We start from the raw sequence: 17,480 nt of genomic DNA, 5'->3' as shown, positions 1-17,480 counted from the left end.
CGGCCTGCCCGACACTCCGCGGCGGGGTCGGACGGCGAGCACACAGGAGGGGCGCATCCGGTGGCCGGATGCGCCCCTCCTTCGTACAGCCGAGTGGTCCTACGCTCCGCGCAGCACCGCGCCCGTACGCTCGGCGGCCAGGGCGACGGCCGCGTCACGGGCGGCGCTCGCCTCGTCGACCGTCAGGGTGCGGTCGGCGGCGCGGAAGCGCAGCGCGTACGCCAGGGACTTGCTGCCCGCGCCGATCTGCTCGCCCGTGAAGACGTCGAACAGCCGCAGCGACTCCAGGAGTTCGCCCGCGCCCTCGCGGAGCGCGCGCTCCACCTCGGCGGCGGGCACGTCCTGGCCGACGACCAGCGCGACGTCCTGGGTCGCCACCGGGAAGGTGGAGATCCTCGGCGCCCGCAGGACGCCGTCGACGGCCTGCTGCAGGATGTCGAGGTCGACCTCCGCCGCGCAGGTGCGCTCGGGCAGGTGGAGCTCCTTGATGACCCGCGGGTGCAGCTCACCCGCGTGTCCGAACAGGGTCTCCTCGCCGGCCACGGTCACGTACAGCGCGGCGCAGCGGCCCGGGTGCCAGGGGGCGTGCCGGTCGGCGCGGACGGTGACCTCGACCCCGGCCTCGCGGGCGATGGTACGCGCCGCCTCGACGGAGTCCGCCCAGTCGGCCGGGCGGCCCTTGCCCCACCAGCCGGCCTGCTCGCGGGCGCCCGCGAGGACGACGGCGGCGCGGCGCGGCTGGTGCGGCAGCGCGGCGTCGAGCGAGGCGATGTCCAGGTCCGAGGGGCGCCGGTCCACGGGCAGCCGGACGGGCTTGGTCTCGTCGCCGGTCGGCCGGAAGACGAGGCCGGTCTCGAAGAGCGCGAGGTCGTGGCTGCCGCGGCCGTCGTTGCGCCGCAGTGCGCCGAGCAGGCCCGGCAGCAGCGTGGTGCGCAGCGAGGGCTCCTCGTCGGAGAGCGGGTTGACCAGCTTGACCGTGCGGCGGCGGTCGTCGTCGGCCTCCAGGCCGAGCTGGTCGAGGACCGCCTCGCCGATGAACGGGTAGTTCAGCGCCTCGACGTAGCCCGCGCCCGCGAGCGCCCGGCCGACGCGGCGGTGCAGCCGCTGGCGGTCGGTGAGGCCGCGGCCGGAGGGCGGGGTCGGCAGCGTGGAGGGCAGGTTCTCGTAGCCCTCCAGGCGGATGACCTCTTCGGCCAGGTCGTTCGGCTCGGTGAGGTCGGGGCGCCAGGACGGCGTGGTGACCAGGAGCTCGTCCTGCCCGTAGACGTCGCAGCCGACCTCCTGGAGGCGGCGGACGACGGTCTCGCGGCCGTAGGCGACACCGGCGACCCTGTCGGGGTGGTCGGCCGGCATCGTGATGGTGCGGGGTGCGGACGGGGCGCTGACCTCGGTGACGCCCGCCTCGGCGGTGCCGCCGGCGAGCAGGACCAGCAGGTCGACGGTGCGCTGCGCGGCAGCTGCGGCGGCCTGCGGGTCGACGCCGCGCTCGAAGCGCTTGGACGCCTCGGAGGGCAGCTTGTGGCGGCGCGCGGTGCGGGCGATCGAGATCGCGTCGAAGTGCGCGGCCTCGATGACGACCTCGGCGGTGTGCGCGCCCTCGGCGGCGTCGGCGATCTCCGTGTCGGCGCCGCCCATGACGCCCGCGAGGCCGATGGGGCCGCGGTTGTCGGTGATGACGAGGTCGCCGGAGTCCAGCACACGGACCGCGCCGTCGAGCGTGGTGAGCTTCTCGCCCTGCTCGGCACGGCGGACGCCGATCGGGCCGTCGATGCGGCTGCGGTCGTAGGCGTGCAGCGGCTGGCCGAGTTCGAGCATCACGTAGTTGGTGACGTCGACGGCGAGCGAGATCGGCCGCATGCCCGCCTTCTGCAGCCGGCGCTGCATCCAGATCGGGGTGCGGGCCTCGGGCTGGAGTCCGGTGACGGTGCGCGCGGTGAAGCGGGAGCAGCCGATCGGGTCGGAGACCTTGACCGGGTAGCCGTACGCGTTGGGCGCGGGCACGTCCAGGAGCGCCGGGTCGCGCAGCGGCAGGCCGTAGGCGATGGCGGTCTCGCGGGCGACGCCGCGCATGGACAGGCAGTAGCCGCGGTCGGGCGTGACGGCGATGTCCAGGACCTCGTCGCGGAGCTCCAGGAGCTCGATCGCGTCGGTGCCCACCTCGTACTCGGGCGGGAGCACGATGATGCCGTGGGTGCCGTCGTCGCCCATGCCGAGCTCGTCGGCGGAGCAGATCATGCCGTGCGAGGTCTTGCCGTACGTCTTGCGGGCGGCGATCGCGAAGTCACCGGGGAGCACGGCGCCGGGCAGCACCACGACGACCTTGTCGCCGACGGCGAAGTTACGGGCGCCGCAGACGATCTCCTGCGGCTCGCCGGTGCCGTTGGCGGTGCCGACGTCGACCGTGCAGAAGCGGATCGGCTTCTTGAAGCCCTCCAGCTCCTCGATGGTCAGCACCTGTCCGACGACCAGCGGGCCGGTGAGGCCGGCGCCGGTCTGCTCGACCGTCTCGACCTCCAGACCGACGGCGACCAGCTTGGCCTGCACGTCACGGCCGGTCTCGGTGGCCGGCAGGTCGACGTATTCCCGCAGCCAGGAAAGCGGGACGCGCATCAGATCTCCATCCCGAAGGGCCGGGTGAACCGGACGTCTCCTTCGACCATGTCTCGCATGTCTTCGACGTTGTGGCGGAACATCAGCATCCGTTCGATGCCGAACCCGAAGGCGAATCCGCTGTACTTCTGGGGGTCGACGCCGCAGGCCGTGAGCACCTTGGGGTTGACCATGCCGCAGCCGCCGAGCTCGATCCAGCCCTCGCTGCCGCAGGTGCGGCAGGGGCGGTCCGGGTTGCCGACGGAGGCGCCGCGGCAGACGTAGCAGACCATGTCCATCTCGGCGGACGGCTCGGTGAACGGGAAGAAGTTCGGCCGCAGCCGGGTCTTCATGTCCGGGCCGAAGAGCGCCTGGACCATGTGGTCGAGGGTGCCCTTCAGGTCGGCCATGGTCAGGCCCTCGTCCACGGCGAGCAGCTCGATCTGGTGGAAGACCGGGGTGTGCGTGGCGTCGAGCTCGTCGGTGCGGTAGACGCGGCCGGGGCAGACGACGTAGACCGGGGGCTCGCGGTCGAGCAGGGTACGGGCCTGGACCGGGGAGGTGTGCGTACGCAGCACGACACCGGACTCGTCGTTCTTCGCGCCGTCGGGGCCCTGGACGAAGAAGGTGTCCTGCATCTGCCGGGCCGGGTGGTCGGGCACGAAGTTGAGGGCGTCGAAGTTGAACCACTCGGCCTCGGCCTCGGGGCCCTCGGCGATCTCGTAGCCCATGGCCACGAACACGTCGGCGACGCGCTCCATGAAGGTCGTCAGCGGGTGGCGGGCGCCGGCCGGGGTGCGGTCGTAGGGCAGGGTGACGTCCACCGCCTCCTCGACCAGGACACGGGCGTCGCGCTCGGCCTCCAGCTCCGCCTGGCGGGCGGCGAGGGCGCGGCCCACGGCGGCGCGGGCCTGGCCGACGCGCTTGCCGGCCTCGGCCTTGGCCTGCGGGGGCAGTGCGCCGATCTCGCGGTTGGCGAGCGACAGGGGCGAGGTGCCACCGGTGTGCGCGGTCTTCGCCTGGGCGAGCGCTTCGAGGTCGCCCGCGGCGGCGAAGGCGGCGAGCGCCTCGTCCCGGATGCGCTCGATCTCTTCCGGTTTCAGTGCCTCGACCTCGACTGGGTCGTACGACTTGTTCGGTGCCGACATCTCTTCCCGTACTTCCGATTGGCTGAGTGCTGCGCTTACCGGGGGATACTCCCGGACCCCCGTGACCTCGCTCGAAGACCGGAGGACGCAAAGGTGCCAAGGGTCGAGTCTAAGGGTCGCGGGGCGGGTGGGGCGCCCGTGGGCCGCTCGGGGCCTTAACTCAGGTAGGCCGGCGTGCTCACGGGCAGCATAAATCGGAACTCCGCGCCGCCTCCGGGGCCGCGGCCGACCGTGATGGTGCCGCCGTGGGCTTCGACGATGCCCTTGACGATGTAGAGGCCCAGGCCCGTGCCGCCGCGCTTGCTGCCCCGCCAGAAGCGGGTGAAGACGCGGCTCATCGACTCCTCGGGGATGCCGGGGCCTTCGTCGCTCACGGTGACGGCCGCTCCCCTCTCGTCGCTCTTCGCCGGTGCGGGTGCCACGTCGATGGTGACAGTTCCCTCGCCGTGCCGCACCGCGTTTTCCAGCAGGTTGCCGAGCACCTGGTCGACCTTGTCCGGGTCGGCCCACACCGCGGGCAGCGGCTGGCTGGTGCGGACGAGGAAGCGGCCGGGGTCCTGGCCGGCCGCGGTGTGCGCCTGGACGTGGCGCTCGACGGCGGCGGACAGGTCGACGGGCTGGCGGCGCAGCTCCAGGCGGCCGGAGTCGATCCGGGAGATGTCCAGGAGCTCGGTGATGAGGCGGGTGACCCGGTTGGCGTCCGCGTACACCGTCTCCAGCATCAGGCGCTTCTGGTCGTCGGTGAACCGCTCCCATTTGGCCAGGAGCGTCGCCGTGAAGCCCTTGACCGAGGTCAGCGGCGAGCGCAGTTCGTGGGCGACGGTCGCGATGAGCTCGGCGTCGCTGCGCTCGGTGCGGCGGCGGGCCTCCGTGCCGCGGAGGCTGACGACCAGGCGGCGGACGGGGCCGGTGGGGGTCTCGCGGACATAGCGGGCGGAGACCAGGACCTCGCGCCCGCCGGGCAGCAGGAGGTTGCGCTCGGGCTGGCCGGTCCGGGTGGCGAGGCCGCCGTAGGGGTCGGTCAGCTGCCACCAGCGGCGGCCCTTGAGGTCCTCCAGCGGCAGCACCTGCTCCACCGGGCGGCCGAGGGCGGCGGCCTTCGGCACGGCCGTGATGCGGACGGCGGCGGCGTTGAAGCAGATGACCCGGCCGGTCCCGTCCGCGACGACGAGCCCGTCGGGCAGGTCGTCTGGGTCCAGCCCGGGGCCCCCCGCCGCGGCGTCCGCGACGGCCGCGTGAGCCGCGCGCGGCCCGCTCATGCCGGCAGCCATTCCCGTACCCCACTCTCGCAACCGGTGGGCCCCCGAGTGCGTCACCCTACTAGTCGTCGGTGACGGAGCGACACCCCGTCGGGGCTCTCCGTCGAAGTGGGAGCGCGCGGCGGGGTCAGCCGGTGGTACGCCGGGGGCGCTGGGCGCGCGCGGAGGCGTACAGGCAGACGGCGGCTGCGGTGGCGAGGTTCAGGCTCTCCGCCTTGCCGTGGATCGGCACCCGCACCACGGCGTCGGCCAGGGCGCGGGTCTCCTCCGGCAGGCCCCACGCCTCGTTGCCGAAGACCCAGGCGGTGGGTCCGCCCATCGTGCCGGCGTCCAGTTCGTCGTCCAGGTCGTCGGCGCCCGCCCCGTCGGCGGCCAGGATGCGGACGCCCGCCTCGCGCAGCCCGCGTACGGCCTGTTCGACGGGGACGCCCACGGCGACCGGCAGGTGGAAGAGCGAACCGACCGAGGCGCGTACCGACTTCGGGTTGTACAGGTCGACGGAGGCGTCGGTCAGGACCACCGCGTCGGCGCCCGCCGCGTCGGCGCAGCGCAGGACCGTGCCGGCGTTGCCGGGGTCGCGGACGTGGGCCAGCACGGCGACCAGCTTGGGCCGGGCGGCGAGGATCGCGTCGAAGGGCGAGTCGAGGAAGCGGCAGACGCCGATGAGGCCCTGCGGGGTGACGGTCTGGGAGACGTCGGCGAGGACGTCGGGACCGGCGAGGTGGACGCGGGCGCCGGCCGCGTGGGCGGCGTCGATGATCGCGGCGTAGCGGTCGGCGGCCTCGACGGTGGCGAAGAGTTCGACCAGGGTCGGTTCGCCGTCGTCGCCCCGGTGCTCGGCGGCCTCGCGGACGGCCTGCGGCCCCTCGGCGATGAACCTGCGCTCCTTGCCGCGGAAGTTGCGCCTGGCCAGCCGCCGGGCGGCGGCGACCCTCGGCGAACGCGGGGAGATCAGTTCAGGGATGCCCATGGTCGGCGGCGAGCCTCTCTGCGTACGAAGGTGCGGGTCGTGACAGGGGGAGACGGGGGTGCAACGCACCGGACCCGCAGACGGCGAGCGCCTGCGGGTCCGGCTCAAAACCAGGAAGTGCGGCCTGGGTCAGGCGGCCTTCGGGGCGTTGACGTCGCTCGGGAGGGCCTTCTGGGCGACCTCGACGAGGGCGGCGAACGCGTTGGCGTCGTTGACCGCGAGCTCGGCCAGGATCTTGCGGTCCACCTCGACGTTGGCGGCCTTCAGACCCTGGATGAGGCGGTTGTACGTCATGCCGTTCTGGCGGGCAGCCGCGTTGATGCGCTGGATCCAGAGCTGACGGAAGTCGCCCTTGCGCTTCTTGCGGTCGTTGTAGTTGTAGACCAGGGAGTGGGTGACCTGCTCCTTGGCCTTGCGGTACAGGCGCGAACGCTGACCGCGGTAGCCGCTGGCCTGCTCGAGGATCGCCCGGCGCTTCTTGTGGGCGTTGACTGCCCGCTTGACGCGTGCCACTTGTTAACTCCTTGTAGCGGGGCCGTGGTCGTACTCACACGGCCCGGAAACGAATTGGTCCCGGTCGGATCGAGGGCGCGTCCCCGGACTCACCGGGGACGACGGCCTCACTTGCCGAGAAGCTTCTTGACCTTCTTGGCGTCGGCCGGAGCCGCGACGACCGTGCCGGTCAGCGAACGCGTCTTCTTGGACGACTTGTGCTCGAGCAGGTGGCGCTTGCCGGCCCTCTCGCGCAGCACCTTGCCGGAGCCGGTGATCTTGAAGCGCTTGCTGGCACCGCTGTGCGTCTTGTTCTTCGGCATCGCGCCGTTCTCTCCTCGTCAGTGGCGCCCCTCTCGGTGCGGGCACCGGACTGCAGGGGCGTCAGATCTTGATGGGGGTTCCGGGGGGACCCGGGGGTGCCTGGGTGGCACCCCCCGCGGTCACGCCTCGGAAGGTGTCTCGGCCTCGGCCTCGGGCGCCGCCTCGGCCGGAGCCTCGGGGGCCTTCTCCGCGGACTCGGCACCGGAGTTGTTCCCCTGGCGCCCCGCCTTGCGGGCGGCCTGGGCCTCGCGGGCCTCGGCCATGGCTTCGGTCTTCTTCTTGTGCGGGCCCAGAACCATGATCATGTTCCGGCCGTCCTGCTTCGGGTTGGACTCGATGAAGCCGAGTTCCTCCACGTCCGAAGCGAGCCGCTGGAGCAGTCGGAAGCCCAGTTCGGGGCGGGACTGCTCACGACCGCGGAACATGATCGTGATCTTGACCTTGTCGCCCTGCTTGAGGAACCGGACGACGTGACCCTTCTTGGTGTCATAGTCGTGCGGGTCGATCTTCGGCCGGAGCTTCATCTCCTTGATGACCGTGTGCGCCTGGTTCTTGCGCGCCTCACGGGCCTTCATGGCCGACTCGTACTTGAACTTCCCGTAGTCCATGAGCTTGCACACGGGCGGACGGGCGGTTGCCGCCACCTCGACCAGGTCGAGGTCGTACTCCTGTGCGAGTTCCAGGGCCTTGGCAAGCGGCACAATCCCGACCTGCTCGCCGCTGGGACCGACAAGTCGCACCTCGGGCACGCGAATCCGGTCGTTGATGCGGGGCTCGGCGCTGATGGATCCTCCTCGGTAGCACCACGCGACCGCCTGGCGGACAGCCACGTAACGTCTGTTTCAGACAGACCAACCGCGTCGGAGCAAGAAAAATGCCCCGGACGGGACACAGGCGGGGCTCCTGGAAAACCGGAACACCGCCACGGTGAACCGCGGGGCGCATCGGGCGGCTCCATCGTCCGTACGGAACGATGGGCACCACCTGACCGGTGACCCGCCGCCCTGAGGGCGGCCAGGTGGGAGAGCGGAGCCTCCACTTGTGGGCCGGGCACATAGCTGTCCGGCCGGTCGTCACCCTAGGTTAGCAGCTCGGCCGGGCGGGCACCAACCGGCGTGCGCACCGGCTCCCGCGGGCGGGGGGCGTCCGCCGGGGGCCTATCGTAAGGCGCATGAGTGACGCGACCCCCAGCAGTGATTCCCCCGGCTTCGACGAGATGGCCCGCGACATCGCGGAGGTGCCCGCCGTCGAGGTGATCGTGACGGTCGCCGTCAACCTGATGAGCGCCGCCGCCGTGAAGCTCGGCCTGACCGAGGACGGCGACGCGCACAAGGACCTGGACGAGGCCCGCAAGCTGGTCCACGCGCTGGCCGGCCTGCTGGACGCCAGCACCACCGAGATCAGCTCCTTCCACGCCGCCCCGCTGCGGGACGGCCTGAAGTCCCTCCAGCTGGCCTTCCGCGAGGCGTCGCTCGTGCCCGACGAGCCGGGCCAGGGCCCGGGCGAGAAGTACACCGGCCCGGTCTTCGGCTGAGCGTTCCCCTTTCCTCCGTACGCGCGTGAGCCCCCTGGCGGTCCTTCCGGCGGGGGGCTCACGCGCGTACGGCCGGAGACCGCCGGCCGGCGGGGCCGCGATGAACAGCCGCGGCCGGGAGAGGGCCGTACCGCCCGCGGACAGCGCGGGCGGTACGGCCGCGGACAGCGCGGGACCGAGGTCCCGGTGAGCGGGATGCCGGCCAGGTGGATCGCCACGCGGGGGATGCCGATGGGCAGCCCGTCGAAGCCGACGGCCGCCGCCTTGTGGGTCACCGCCACGCGCACCGGGCCGCGCGGGAGGTCAGCGCGTGAACAGGGGCGCACCCGGCGTGTGCGCGCCGGCCGGGAGCAGCGCGAGGTCCAGGCCCCGGACCAGCCGGGCGCGCAGCACCTCGTCGGCGGCCAGCGCGCGGGCGACCCGGCCCGCCGCCTGGGCCGGGTCGGCGTCCGCCGCGAGAACCAGGGCGAGGGTGCCGTCCGCGCTGCCGGGGCCGAGATGGGCGCGGAGCACGGCGGGCTCGGCCGCGACCACCGCGCGGACGGCGGCCGTGACGGCGGGGTCGTCCAGCGGGTCGGCGCTGGTACGGCCCTCGGCGAGGGCGCGCAGGGCGGCCCCGGTCAGCTCGAAGGCCACCGGCCCGGCGAGGTCGAGCACCACGGTGTCGGCCTTCTCGTGCGCGGCGGCCTGGAGCGCCTGGTGCAGGGGTACGGCGACGGGGCGCGCCTGCGGGTCCCAGCGGGCCAGCGAGGCGGTGGAGGTGAAGGCGGGCAGGGCACGGCGGTCGCCGGCCTGGAGGGTGGGCACGGCCATGTCGCTGGTCTTCTCGCGCCGCAGCCCCCGCTCGTCCGTCTCCACCTCGCCGAGGACGGCCACGACGGGCACCAGGAGCCGGGCGCCCTTCAGCGCTTCGAGGACCGGAGCGACGGCGGTGCGGTCCTCGGCCCAGGCGGCGAGCGCCGAGGCCAGGGCGGGGTCGGCGGTGCCGTCGTCGTCGGAGAAACCGGGGTCCGGGATGTTCTTCTGCGCCACAGGGCGAGCGTAGTGCCTGGCCGGCGGCGCCCGGTCAGCGGTTCCCGGTGAACGGGGAGCGGCCCCGCCACAGCAGCACGCCCGCCGCCAGCAGGAGCACGCCGAGGCCCCCGGCCGCCGGGGCGAGCCAGCCGGCCGGTCCGCCGTCCCCGGGTCCGGGTGTGGGCCCGGCGCCGAAGTACCGCTCGCGGTAGCCGGCCGGGGCGGAGCCGCCGCGCGCGCCGGCGGAGCGGAGGCGCCCGCCCGCCTCGATGGCCGCCGCCGGGTCGACGATCCCGTGGCCGCGCGCGTCGTCACGGCCGCCGGCGGGGGCGTCGCGCGCGGTGTCGGTGAGCAGCTCTCTGATCTGCGCGGGCGTGAGTCCGGGGTGGGCGGACTTGACGAGGGCCACCGCGCCGGAGACGAACGCGGCGGCGGCGGACGTGCCCCACTCGACGTAGTACTTGCGGTCGGGCGCCGGTACGACGATGTCGTCGCCGGGGGCGCTCACGGTGGTGTACCAGCGGCGGGTGGAGAACGAGGCGTGGGTGCCGTACCGGTCCACGGCGGCGGCGGCGATCACCCCGGGGTAGGCGGCGGGGTAGGAGATGTGGTCGCCCTTCTCGCCGCCGTTGCCGGCCGAGGCGACGACGACGGCGCCCTTCTTCAGCGCGTACTGGACGGCGGCGTCCTCGCCGGGCTCCGGGTGCGCGGACTCGCTGTCGTCGCCGAGGGAGAGGTTGATGACGTCGGCGCCGTGGTCGGCGGCCCAGCGGATGCCGTCGGCGAGCGCGGTGGCCCGGGACCTGCGGGCCTCGGCCCGGTCCGGGTCGCTCGCTTCGAGGATGACGCGGACCGGGAGGATCTTCGCCTCCGGCGCGATGCCGAGGACGCCGTCGGCCCGGCCGCTGCCGTGGCCCCGGCCCGCGATGATCCCGGCCATGGCGGTGCCGTGCCGGGCCCACGCCTTGTCGCCGCGCCCGGCGCCGAAGCCGATGAGGTCCTTGCCGGGCAGGACCTGGCCCGCGAGGTCGGGCAGGCTTCCGTCGACCCCGGTGTCGACCACGGCGACGGTGACGCCCTTGCCGCGCGTGGTCTCCCAGGCCCGGTCGGTGTGCAGGGCTGCCAGGCCCCACTGCTGGGCCCGGATGGTGTCGGCTGCGGCGGGGGCGGCGGGGAGCAGGGCGAGGGCGAGGGCCGCGCTGAGGACGCCCAAGGCGTGTTTCATTCCGGCTGCTCCATGAGGTCGGCCACGTGGGTGCGGAGCGCCCGCTCGACGCCGTCGGACAGGCCCTTGGCCTCGTGACCGAGGCCGGCCTGCGCGGCGGGGGTGGTGGCGCCGGTGGCCATGGCCCGGTCGGCGGGCTGGGGCGGGGTGCTCACGCGTCCGTCGGCGAACCCGGTCACGGCGAAGGCGACGACCGGGATCTCGGTCAGCACGTGGACGGACCAGCTGGCGCGCTGCCGGGCGCCGAAGGAGGCGGCCGGGCTGTCCTTCACGGGGTAGGCGCGGGGCAGCAGGTCGGTGCGCCGGTCGAGGTGCTGGTCGGCGAACCGGGCGCCGAGGGCCCGCATCGCGTCGGGGTCGGCCTCGGTGAAGGCGAGCCCGACCGTCGTGACGCTGCTGGCGGTCGCGTCGGTGTACGTGGCGCGCAGGGCGTGGGCGCAGCCGACCGTACGCAGCGTCCTGGCGAGCAGCGGGTCGAGCGCGTCGGCGCAGCCGCCGTCGGGCGCGACGGCGAGCCGCGTCCAGACCCGGTCGGCGCCGCCGGGCCCGGCGCCGTCGCCCTTCAGGGTGCGGGGGAAGAGGGTGTCCACGGGGATGCTGTGCCAGGCTTCCCGGCCCACGGTGTAGGCGCTGCGGGCGGCGGGGTCGTCGTCGGGGCCGCCGGTGAGCCGGCTGCCGACCGCGGCGCCGGCGATCAGCCCGAGTCCGAGGACGCCGCAGACACCGGCGGCCACGGCCCGGCGGTGGCGGGCGGGGGCGCCGGGGGGCGGTGCGGGCTCGTGCGGCGGTGCGGCGGGGGGCGGCCGGCCCGGGGAGGCGGGCGGGGTCGTCGGGCGGGGTGGGACGGGGGCGCGCCGTGCCTCGGTGCTCATCCGCCCCCCTGGTCCGTTCCGTACCGCGCGTCCCGCCGCCTGCGGGCGGGGCCCCGTCCGCCGCGTGGGCGTCACTCTACGGGCTGCGGGGAGCGGGCGGTCCGCGTACCGGCCGATCTGCACGGATCTTCCCCCTACCCAGCGGTAGAACCGTCTGGCAAGCTGCGGCCATGACTGCCCGAGCCGCTGACCGGGCCCGTTACGACCGGGCCACCGCCCATCTCGACGCTCCCGTCGCCGTCGTGGATCTGGAGGCGTTCGACGCCAACGCGGACGATCTCGTACGCCGGGCGGCGGGCAAGCCGGTTCGGGTGGCGAGCAAGTCGGTGCGCTGCCGGGCCCTGCTGGAGCGGGTGCTGGCGCGGCCCGGTTTCGCCGGGATCATGTCGTTCACGCTCGCCGAGTCGCTGTGGCTGGCCCGGGCCGGGTTCGACGACGTGCTGCTCGCGTACCCCTCCGCCGACCGTCCGGCGTACGCGGAGCTGGCCGCCGACCCGAAGCTCGCCGCGGCCGTGACGGTGATGGTGGACGACCACGCCCAGCTGGACCTGATCGACGCGGCGCGCGCGGGCGGCACGCAGGAGATCCGGGTCTGCCTGGAGCTGGACACCTCGCTGCGGATGCTCGGCGGCCGGGTCCGGATCGGGGCCCTGCGCTCGCCGCTGCGCTCCCCCGCCCAGCTGGCCGACCTGGCCAGGTCCGTGGTCCGGCGCCCCGGTTTCCGGCTGGTGGGGCTGATGGCGTACGAGGGGCACATCGCGGGCGTGGGGGACGCGGTGGCGGGGCGTCCGCTGCGGTCCCGGGCGATCCGGCTGATGCAGGCCACGGCCCGCAGGGAGCTGGCGGCCCGGCGGGCCGAGGTGGTGCGGGCGGTCCGGGCCGTGGCGCCGGACCTGGAGTTCGTGAACGGCGGCGGCACGGGCAGCGTGCAGCACACGGCGGCGGAGGACGCGGTGACGGAGATCGCCGCCGGTTCGGGGCTGTACGTGCCGCGCCTGTTCGACAACTACACCTCGTTCACCGCCCGCCCGGCGGCCCTGTTCGCCCAGCCCGTGGTGCGGCGGCCGGGGGTGGGCGTGGTGACGGTCCTCGGGGGCGGCTACCCGGCGTCGGGCGCGGCCGGGACGGACCGGCTGCCGGTCCCGTACCTCCCGGAGGGGCTGCGCTACGACCCGCAGGAGGGCCCGGGCGAGGTGCAGACCCCGCTGCTGGGCGCCCCGGCCGACGATCTGCTGATCGGTGACAAGGTGTGGTTCCGGCACGCGAAGGCCGGTGAGCTGTGCGAGCGGTTCGACGCGCTGCACCTGATCGAGGGCGACCGGGTGGCGGCGACGGTTCCGACGTACCGGGGCGAGGGCCGTACGTTCCTCTAGGACCTGTCCGGGTGCACCACCGGGCTGCCGGCGGGTGACAGGTCCGCGAGGGCGAGCGGGGCGGTGCGCTCGGTCACGGACGGGTCCCCTCCTCGCGGGCCGGCGGGCGCGTCCCGGTACATGGGCGGAGGGGGTGTTGCGGGTACGGCGCCGGGGTGTTCCGCGCGCCGTACGGGGAAGGGCGCCGGGCTCAGAGCCTCCGGCGCAGCCAGGTCAGGGCGGCGGCGCCCTGGGCGGCCTGGAAGGCCCGGAGCGTCGGGAGGCCGGGCGGGCCGGGGCGCAGCGCCTGCTCCGCGAAGTACCCGGCGACGGCGGCGAGTACGGCGGTGACGGCGTCGGGGTCGGCGTCCCGGCCGAGCGGGTGGGCGGTGAACAGGGCGTCCGGGTCGGGGCCGCCCGTCCCTGAGGCGTAGCCCTGGGCGGCCACGCACGGGAGCATCACCAGCAGGTCGAACCAGGGCGCGGCGCGCACCGCGTGCGGCCAGTCCACGAAGACGGCCCGGTCCTCGGTGAGCAGGATGTTGTCGGCGCGCAGGTCGCCGTGGGCGAGGGTCTCCCCGGCGGCGGCCTCGGCCCAGCCGGACTCCAGCTCCGCGAGCGCGGCGAGGCGGCCGGCGGCCCAGGGGTCGAGACGGGGGTCGCCGCCGGCGGCGTGCAGGGTGCGCCAGCCGTGGAACAGCGAGGACTTGCCCTCGACGGCCGAGGGCGCACCGGCCGGGGCGGGGGTCAGGGCGCGGGCGAGGTCGCCGACGGCCGTCAGGACCCGGTCCAGCTCGCCCCGGTCCCAGGGCACCCGGGGCTGCCGCCCGTCGATGTCCTCCAGCACGAGGGCGACGCTGGTTCCGTCGTCGTAGGAGCCGAGCAGCCGGGGCGCGGGGGCGTGCGGCGGCAGGGCTGCCGTGACACGGGCCTCGGCGCGGTGCATGTCAGGGCTGTCCGGGTTCACTTCGGCGCTCACCGCCTTGACGAAGGCCCGGCCGCCGTTCGCGAGCCGGACCCGGGCGGCGACGCCGGGCGAGAAGCCGCCGTTCTGGGTGTGGGCCTCGGTGACCGGTGCGCCGAGGATGTCCTCGACGGCTTCGCGCACGGCGGCGGGCAGGCCGGACCAGGGGCGGCGGACGCCCCGCGCGGGCGGCGCGGTGGTGCTCATCGGCGGGCCTCCGTCGTGTCCGTCCAGGTCAGAGGCGTGGGTCCGCCGGGGTCGTCGTATCCCAGCGAGCGGTACAGGTCCTCGGCCTCCGGGGTCGCGGTCAGGTTGATCCGGAAGCACCCGGCCTCGACGAGGTGGTCGTGGACGGCCCGGAAGGTCAGGCGGGCGTAGCCCTTCCGCCGGTGGCCGGGGTCGGTGGCGACCGAGGCGATGTGCCCGACGTACGGGGCGCGGCCCGGGCGGGGCAGGGACCAGGTGTACTGGCCCACCGTGCTGGACAGCAGCCGGTCGCCGGCGTCGATCACATAGGCGACGAAGTGCGGGTCGGTGGCGAGCCGTTCGCGGAAGTACGCCTCGCAGACCGGGGTCCAGTCGGCTTCCGGGACGACGCCCATGGAGGCCAGCATCACCTTGCGGAGCCGGGTGACCTCGGCGGCGTCGTCCGCGCCCGCTCGTCTCAGGTGCGGCGAGGTACTCATGGGCGTCCTTTCGGTGAGGTGCCGTGGCCCCGCCATGGTGTCGTGCCCGGCCCCGGCGCGTCGTCCCGTTTTTCGCCGGGGCCGGCCGGGTCGGACCGGGTGGCCGGGGCCCGTCAGCGGGCCGCTCCCCGGGCGGGCTCCGACCGGGTCAGTGCGAGCAGGTCCCGGGCCGGGCCCGTGGGGCGGTGGCCCGAGGGCCAGACCGCGCGCAGCTGGCGGCGCAGGCGGGCCCCGGCGATGGGGACCTTGACCAGGCGGCGGGCGGACAGCTCCTCGCCGAGCGCGAGCTCGCTCAGGACGCAGGGGCCGGCGCCGCTCTCCGCCGCGCCCTTGACGGCGGTGGTCGAGGAGAGTTCGAGGAGCGGCGGGGCCAGCGGGCCGTGGACGGCGAGCGCGGCGTCCAGGACCTGGCGGGTGCCGGAGCCGTGCTCGCGCAGGATCAGCGGCGTCGCGGCCAGCTCGCCCGGGGTCAGCGGGGTGCGGCGGCGGGCCCACGGGTGGGCGGGGGCGACCACGACGACGAGGCGGTCGTGGGCGATGACCGTGCCGTCGAGCCCTTCCGGGACGGACAGCCCCTCCACGAAGCCCAGGTCCGCCTCGCCGCTCAGCAGCCGCTCGGCGACCACCGCGGAGTTCCCGGCGAGCAGCGAGACGGCGGTGCCGGGGCGCTCGGCGCGCAGGGCGATGAGCCAGCCGGGGAGCAGGTATTCGGCGATGGTCAGGGAGGCGGCGACCCGCAGCCGTGAGTCGCGGCGGTCGCGCAGCGCCTGGGCGCCCGCGTCGAAGGCCTCGGCGGCCTCCACGACCCGGCGCGCCCAGTCGGTCACCAGGGCGCCCGCGTCGGTGAGCCGGGAACCGCGGGGCGAGCGGTCGAGGAGGGTGAGGCCGAGCTGCCGTTCCATGGAGCGGACGCGGCTGCTGGCGGCGGGCTGGGTGATGCCCACGTCCCGGGCCGCCCGGCCGAGGCTGCCGTGCCGGGCGACGGCGAGGAGCAGTTCCAGCGCGCCCAGGTCGGGCACCCGGTGGGACAGGTGGGCGGGCGGTTCGCTGGGCATAAGTCCACTTTATGGCCTCATAGGACGGCGCTCCCTGGCGGGGTCCCGGTGCGGCCGGAAAGAATCGTGGCATGGCCATCCATCTGCGGACCCGCACCTCTCCCCCGTACTCCGGTCCCCTCCGGCGGCCCGCGCTGCGGCACTTCGGCCCCAACTGGTACGCCACCGTGATGGGCACCGCGATCGTGGCGAGCGCCGGTGCCGCGCTGCCGGTGCGTGTGCCCGGGCTGCGCGGCGCGTGCACCGCGGTGTGGCTGTTCTCGGCGCTGCTGCTCGCCGCCGTGCTGGCCGCCCGCGCCGGGCACTGGGCGGCCCACCGCGACCAGGCGCGCGCCCATCTCGCGGACCTCGCCGTCGCGCCGTTCTACGGTTGCCTGTCGATGGCGCTGCTGGCCGTCGGGGGCTCCGGCATGGCCGTGGGCAAGGACCTCGTCGGGCACCGGGCGGCGCTCGCGCTGGACGTGGTCCTGTACACGGCGGGCACGGTGGCCGGGCTGGTGGCGGCCGTGGCCGTCCCGTATCTCATGATCGTGCGCCACCGCCCGGAGCCGGGAACGGCCTCCCCGGTGTGGCTGCTGCCGGTGGTGGCGCCGATGGTGTCGGCCGCGCTCGGCCCGCTCCTCGTGGCGGAGCTCCCGGCGGGACAGGGGCGGGAGGCGCTGCTGCTGGGCTGCTACGCGATGTTCGGGCTGAGCCTGCTGGCGACGCTGGTCATGCTCCCGCTGGTCTTCGGCCGGCTGGTGCACGGGGGCCCGCTGCCGCTCGCCCTGACGCCCACGCTGTTCCTGGTGCTCGGCCCGCTGGGCCAGTCGACGACCGCGGTGAACGCGCTGGCCGATGTGGCGCCGGGCGCGGTTGCGGGCCCGTACGCCTCGGCGCTGCGGGCGTTCGCGGTGCTGTACGGGGTGCCGGTGATGGGCTTCGCCCTGATGTGGCTGGCCCTGGCCGTGGCGCTGGTGGTGCGGGCGGTGCGGGGCGGGATGACGTTCTCGATGACCTGGTGGGGTTTCACGTTCCCGGTCGGCACCTGTGTGACGGGCGCGTCGGGCCTGGCCCGGCACACCGGTCTGACCGCGTTCAGCTGGCTGGCCGTCGCGCTGTACGTGCTGCTGGTGGCGGCGTGGGCGGTGGCGGGAGCGCGCACGGTGCGCGGGCTGCTCAGCGGGGCGCTGCTCGCGGCGCCGCCGCGGCCGGCGGCGGCCCGTACCGCCTGAGCACGTCCCCGGCCGGCCCCGGACGCGGTCAGCGCCGGGGGTCGGACGTCGCGTCGATGTGTTCGGCGACCGCGACGCACAGCAGCCGGGTGCCGGGGAGGGTGGCCCGCCAGCGGTGGCGGACCCCGCCGGACAGGAAGAGCGTGTCGCCCTGGACGAGCCGGTAGGCCCGGCCCTCGGCCTCCACTTCGGCGGCGCCCTCGGCGACGTACAGGAGCTCGTCGTTGCGGTGCTGGAACTCGCGCCCGAGGTCGAGCTCCCCGGTGAATTCCAGGGCACTGAGCTGGTGGCGCCCGCGGACCACCCGGTGCACCCCGTCCTCGTGGGCGGCGCGCACGACGTCGACCGCGCGTGCGGAGTCGGCGGCGGCGCGCAGCCGGGCGGTGGTGGTCTCCAGGGCCTCGGCGACCCGGTCGAGCGACCGGGCGCTGGGTCTGGCGCGTTCGTTCTCGATCTGGCTGAGGAACGGTACGGAAAGGCCGCTGCGCGAGGCGACGGCGGCCAGCGTGAGTCCCAGGGATCTGCGCTGTCGGCGGACCGCGGCGCCCACCCGAAGTGTTTCCTTCTCGTCCATGTCCGGCTCCCTCCCGGCTCGCCATCCTTCCGGTTGCGAGCCCTTCGCGCACACCCTTACGCCAGGACGGCCCGGAAAGTGAGCACACCGGCACGCCGGAAGGGGCGGGGGGGGCCCCGCGGGGGGCCCCCCCCCGGCCCGGGCGGGGGCCGGGGGGGGGGGCGCGGCCGCGGGGCCGGGGGGGGGCGGGGGTGCGCGCGGGGCCGGG

At 75.0% G+C, this 17,480-nt stretch carries 17 protein-coding genes; 3 read left to right on the top strand and 14 right to left on the bottom strand.

What is annotated here, in order from left to right; all coding sequences use genetic code 11:
• Positions 1 to 99: 99 nt before the first annotated feature.
• The 7 genes from pheT to infC all read right to left on the bottom strand — a co-directional run bounded on the left by pheT (position 100) and on the right by infC (position 7,612).
• Entirely contained in the window at positions 100 to 2,610 is a 2,511-nt protein-coding gene (pheT, locus tag FKN01_RS28605) for a phenylalanine--tRNA ligase subunit beta (RefSeq protein ID WP_143625556.1), read from the bottom strand.
• Positions 2,610 to 3,737, bottom strand: coding sequence for a phenylalanine--tRNA ligase subunit alpha (pheS, locus tag FKN01_RS28600; RefSeq protein WP_143625555.1), 1,128 nt, complete (start codon positions 3,735 to 3,737; stop codon positions 2,610 to 2,612). Before pheS ends, pheT begins: the two co-directional genes overlap by 1 nt.
• 155 nt (positions 3,738 to 3,892) lie before the next feature.
• Complete coding sequence (locus FKN01_RS28595) at positions 3,893 to 5,008, bottom strand: PAS domain-containing sensor histidine kinase (RefSeq protein ID WP_143625554.1); 1,116 nt, start codon at positions 5,006 to 5,008, stop codon at positions 3,893 to 3,895.
• A gap of 115 nt (positions 5,009 to 5,123) precedes the next feature.
• Complete coding sequence (locus tag FKN01_RS28590) at positions 5,124 to 5,966, bottom strand: RNA methyltransferase (protein WP_143625553.1); 843 nt, start codon at positions 5,964 to 5,966, stop codon at positions 5,124 to 5,126.
• A gap of 129 nt (positions 5,967 to 6,095) precedes the next feature.
• Entirely contained in the window at positions 6,096 to 6,479 is a 384-nt protein-coding gene (gene rplT, locus FKN01_RS28585) for a 50S ribosomal protein L20 (RefSeq protein WP_143625552.1), read from the bottom strand.
• Positions 6,480 to 6,586: 107 nt separating this feature from the next.
• Positions 6,587 to 6,781: a 50S ribosomal protein L35 gene (gene rpmI, locus FKN01_RS28580; protein ID WP_018103793.1), complete on the bottom strand. Its 195-nt coding sequence runs from the start codon at positions 6,779 to 6,781 to the stop codon at positions 6,587 to 6,589.
• 120 nt (positions 6,782 to 6,901) lie between these two features.
• Positions 6,902 to 7,612 carry a translation initiation factor IF-3 gene (gene infC / locus FKN01_RS28575; RefSeq protein WP_143625551.1) on the bottom strand — a complete coding sequence of 237 codons (711 nt, stop codon included), beginning with the start codon at positions 7,610 to 7,612 and terminating at the stop codon, positions 6,902 to 6,904.
• 341 nt (positions 7,613 to 7,953) lie between these two features.
• Between infC and FKN01_RS28570 the strand changes: the two genes are divergently transcribed.
• A complete protein-coding gene (locus tag FKN01_RS28570; protein WP_073967877.1) occupies positions 7,954 to 8,316 on the top strand; it encodes a DUF1844 domain-containing protein in 363 nt (120 codons plus the stop codon).
• Positions 8,317 to 8,619: 303 nt separating this feature from the next.
• Here the strand turns inward: FKN01_RS28570 and FKN01_RS28565 are convergent, their stop codons facing one another.
• Genes FKN01_RS28565 through FKN01_RS28555 form a run of 3 tightly spaced genes read right to left on the bottom strand, consistent with a single transcriptional unit; the run spans position 8,620 to position 11,289 of the window.
• The gene (locus FKN01_RS28565) at positions 8,620 to 9,348 is read right to left on the bottom strand and encodes an SseB family protein (protein ID WP_143625550.1); all 729 of its coding nucleotides are present in this window, start codon (positions 9,346 to 9,348) and stop codon (positions 8,620 to 8,622) included.
• 34 nt (positions 9,349 to 9,382) lie between these two features.
• Positions 9,383 to 10,555: a type VII secretion-associated serine protease mycosin gene (mycP, locus tag FKN01_RS28560; protein WP_143625549.1), complete on the bottom strand. Its 1,173-nt coding sequence runs from the start codon at positions 10,553 to 10,555 to the stop codon at positions 9,383 to 9,385.
• On the bottom strand, positions 10,552 to 11,289 hold the full coding sequence (locus FKN01_RS28555) for a hypothetical protein (RefSeq protein ID WP_143625580.1): 738 nt from the start codon (positions 11,287 to 11,289) through the stop codon (positions 10,552 to 10,554). The genes mycP and FKN01_RS28555 overlap by 4 nt, the downstream gene beginning before the upstream one ends.
• A 308-nt stretch (positions 11,290 to 11,597) precedes the next feature.
• Here FKN01_RS28555 and FKN01_RS28550 point away from each other — a divergent pair, with 308 nt between their 5' ends.
• Positions 11,598 to 12,800: an amino acid deaminase/aldolase gene (locus FKN01_RS28550; RefSeq protein ID WP_143625548.1), complete on the top strand. Its 1,203-nt coding sequence runs from the start codon at positions 11,598 to 11,600 to the stop codon at positions 12,798 to 12,800.
• Between the two features lie 190 nt (positions 12,801 to 12,990).
• On the opposite strand, the gene FKN01_RS28545 is transcribed toward FKN01_RS28550, so the two are convergent.
• The 3 genes from FKN01_RS28545 to FKN01_RS28535 form a co-directional block, all read right to left on the bottom strand.
• A complete protein-coding gene (locus tag FKN01_RS28545) occupies positions 12,991 to 13,950 on the bottom strand; it encodes a phosphotransferase (RefSeq protein ID WP_143625547.1) in 960 nt (319 codons plus the stop codon).
• Positions 13,947 to 14,429, bottom strand: coding sequence for a GNAT family N-acetyltransferase (locus FKN01_RS28540; protein ID WP_143625546.1), 483 nt, complete (start codon positions 14,427 to 14,429; stop codon positions 13,947 to 13,949). The genes FKN01_RS28545 and FKN01_RS28540 overlap by 4 nt, the downstream gene beginning before the upstream one ends.
• A gap of 113 nt (positions 14,430 to 14,542) precedes the next feature.
• Positions 14,543 to 15,484: a LysR family transcriptional regulator gene (locus FKN01_RS28535; protein ID WP_143625545.1), complete on the bottom strand. Its 942-nt coding sequence runs from the start codon at positions 15,482 to 15,484 to the stop codon at positions 14,543 to 14,545.
• Positions 15,485 to 15,555: 71 nt separating this feature from the next.
• On the opposite strand from FKN01_RS28535, the gene FKN01_RS28530 reads away from it, so the two are divergent.
• Positions 15,556 to 16,698 (top strand): TDT family transporter, encoded by a 1,143-nt coding sequence (locus FKN01_RS28530; protein ID WP_143625544.1) that lies wholly within the window; start codon positions 15,556 to 15,558, stop codon positions 16,696 to 16,698.
• Positions 16,699 to 16,726: 28 nt separating this feature from the next.
• On the opposite strand, the gene FKN01_RS28525 is transcribed toward FKN01_RS28530, so the two are convergent.
• On the bottom strand, positions 16,727 to 17,272 hold the full coding sequence (locus FKN01_RS28525) for a helix-turn-helix domain-containing protein (RefSeq protein ID WP_143625543.1): 546 nt from the start codon (positions 17,270 to 17,272) through the stop codon (positions 16,727 to 16,729).
• Positions 17,273 to 17,480 lie beyond the last annotated feature (208 nt).

The organism is Streptomyces sp. 130, assembly GCF_007096885.1.
Lineage (GTDB): Bacteria > Actinomycetota > Actinomycetes > Streptomycetales > Streptomycetaceae > Streptomyces.
This window is presented reverse-complemented; position numbering and strand designations above follow the sequence as displayed.

Bases quoted from the DNA above. Each gene is read 5' to 3' on its own strand.
- pheT (WP_143625556.1), bottom strand. From the start codon at position 2,610: ATGCGCGTCCCGCTTTCCTGGCTGCGGGAATACGTCGACCTGCCGGCC.
- pheS (WP_143625555.1), bottom strand. From the start codon at position 3,737: ATGTCGGCACCGAACAAGTCGTACGACCCAGTCGAGGTCGAGGCACTG.
- FKN01_RS28595 (WP_143625554.1), bottom strand. From the start codon at position 5,008: ATGGCTGCCGGCATGAGCGGGCCGCGCGCGGCTCACGCGGCCGTCGCG.
- FKN01_RS28590 (WP_143625553.1), bottom strand. From the start codon at position 5,966: ATGGGCATCCCTGAACTGATCTCCCCGCGTTCGCCGAGGGTCGCCGCC.
- rpmI (WP_018103793.1), bottom strand. From the start codon at position 6,781: ATGCCGAAGAACAAGACGCACAGCGGTGCCAGCAAGCGCTTCAAGATC.
- FKN01_RS28570 (WP_073967877.1), top strand. From the start codon at position 7,954: ATGAGTGACGCGACCCCCAGCAGTGATTCCCCCGGCTTCGACGAGATG.
- mycP (WP_143625549.1), bottom strand. From the start codon at position 10,555: ATGAAACACGCCTTGGGCGTCCTCAGCGCGGCCCTCGCCCTCGCCCTG.
- FKN01_RS28550 (WP_143625548.1), top strand. From the start codon at position 11,598: ATGACTGCCCGAGCCGCTGACCGGGCCCGTTACGACCGGGCCACCGCC.
- FKN01_RS28545 (WP_143625547.1), bottom strand. From the start codon at position 13,950: ATGAGCACCACCGCGCCGCCCGCGCGGGGCGTCCGCCGCCCCTGGTCC.
- FKN01_RS28540 (WP_143625546.1), bottom strand. From the start codon at position 14,429: ATGAGTACCTCGCCGCACCTGAGACGAGCGGGCGCGGACGACGCCGCC.
- FKN01_RS28535 (WP_143625545.1), bottom strand. From the start codon at position 15,484: ATGCCCAGCGAACCGCCCGCCCACCTGTCCCACCGGGTGCCCGACCTG.
- FKN01_RS28530 (WP_143625544.1), top strand. From the start codon at position 15,556: ATGGCCATCCATCTGCGGACCCGCACCTCTCCCCCGTACTCCGGTCCC.
- FKN01_RS28525 (WP_143625543.1), bottom strand. From the start codon at position 17,272: ATGGACGAGAAGGAAACACTTCGGGTGGGCGCCGCGGTCCGCCGACAG.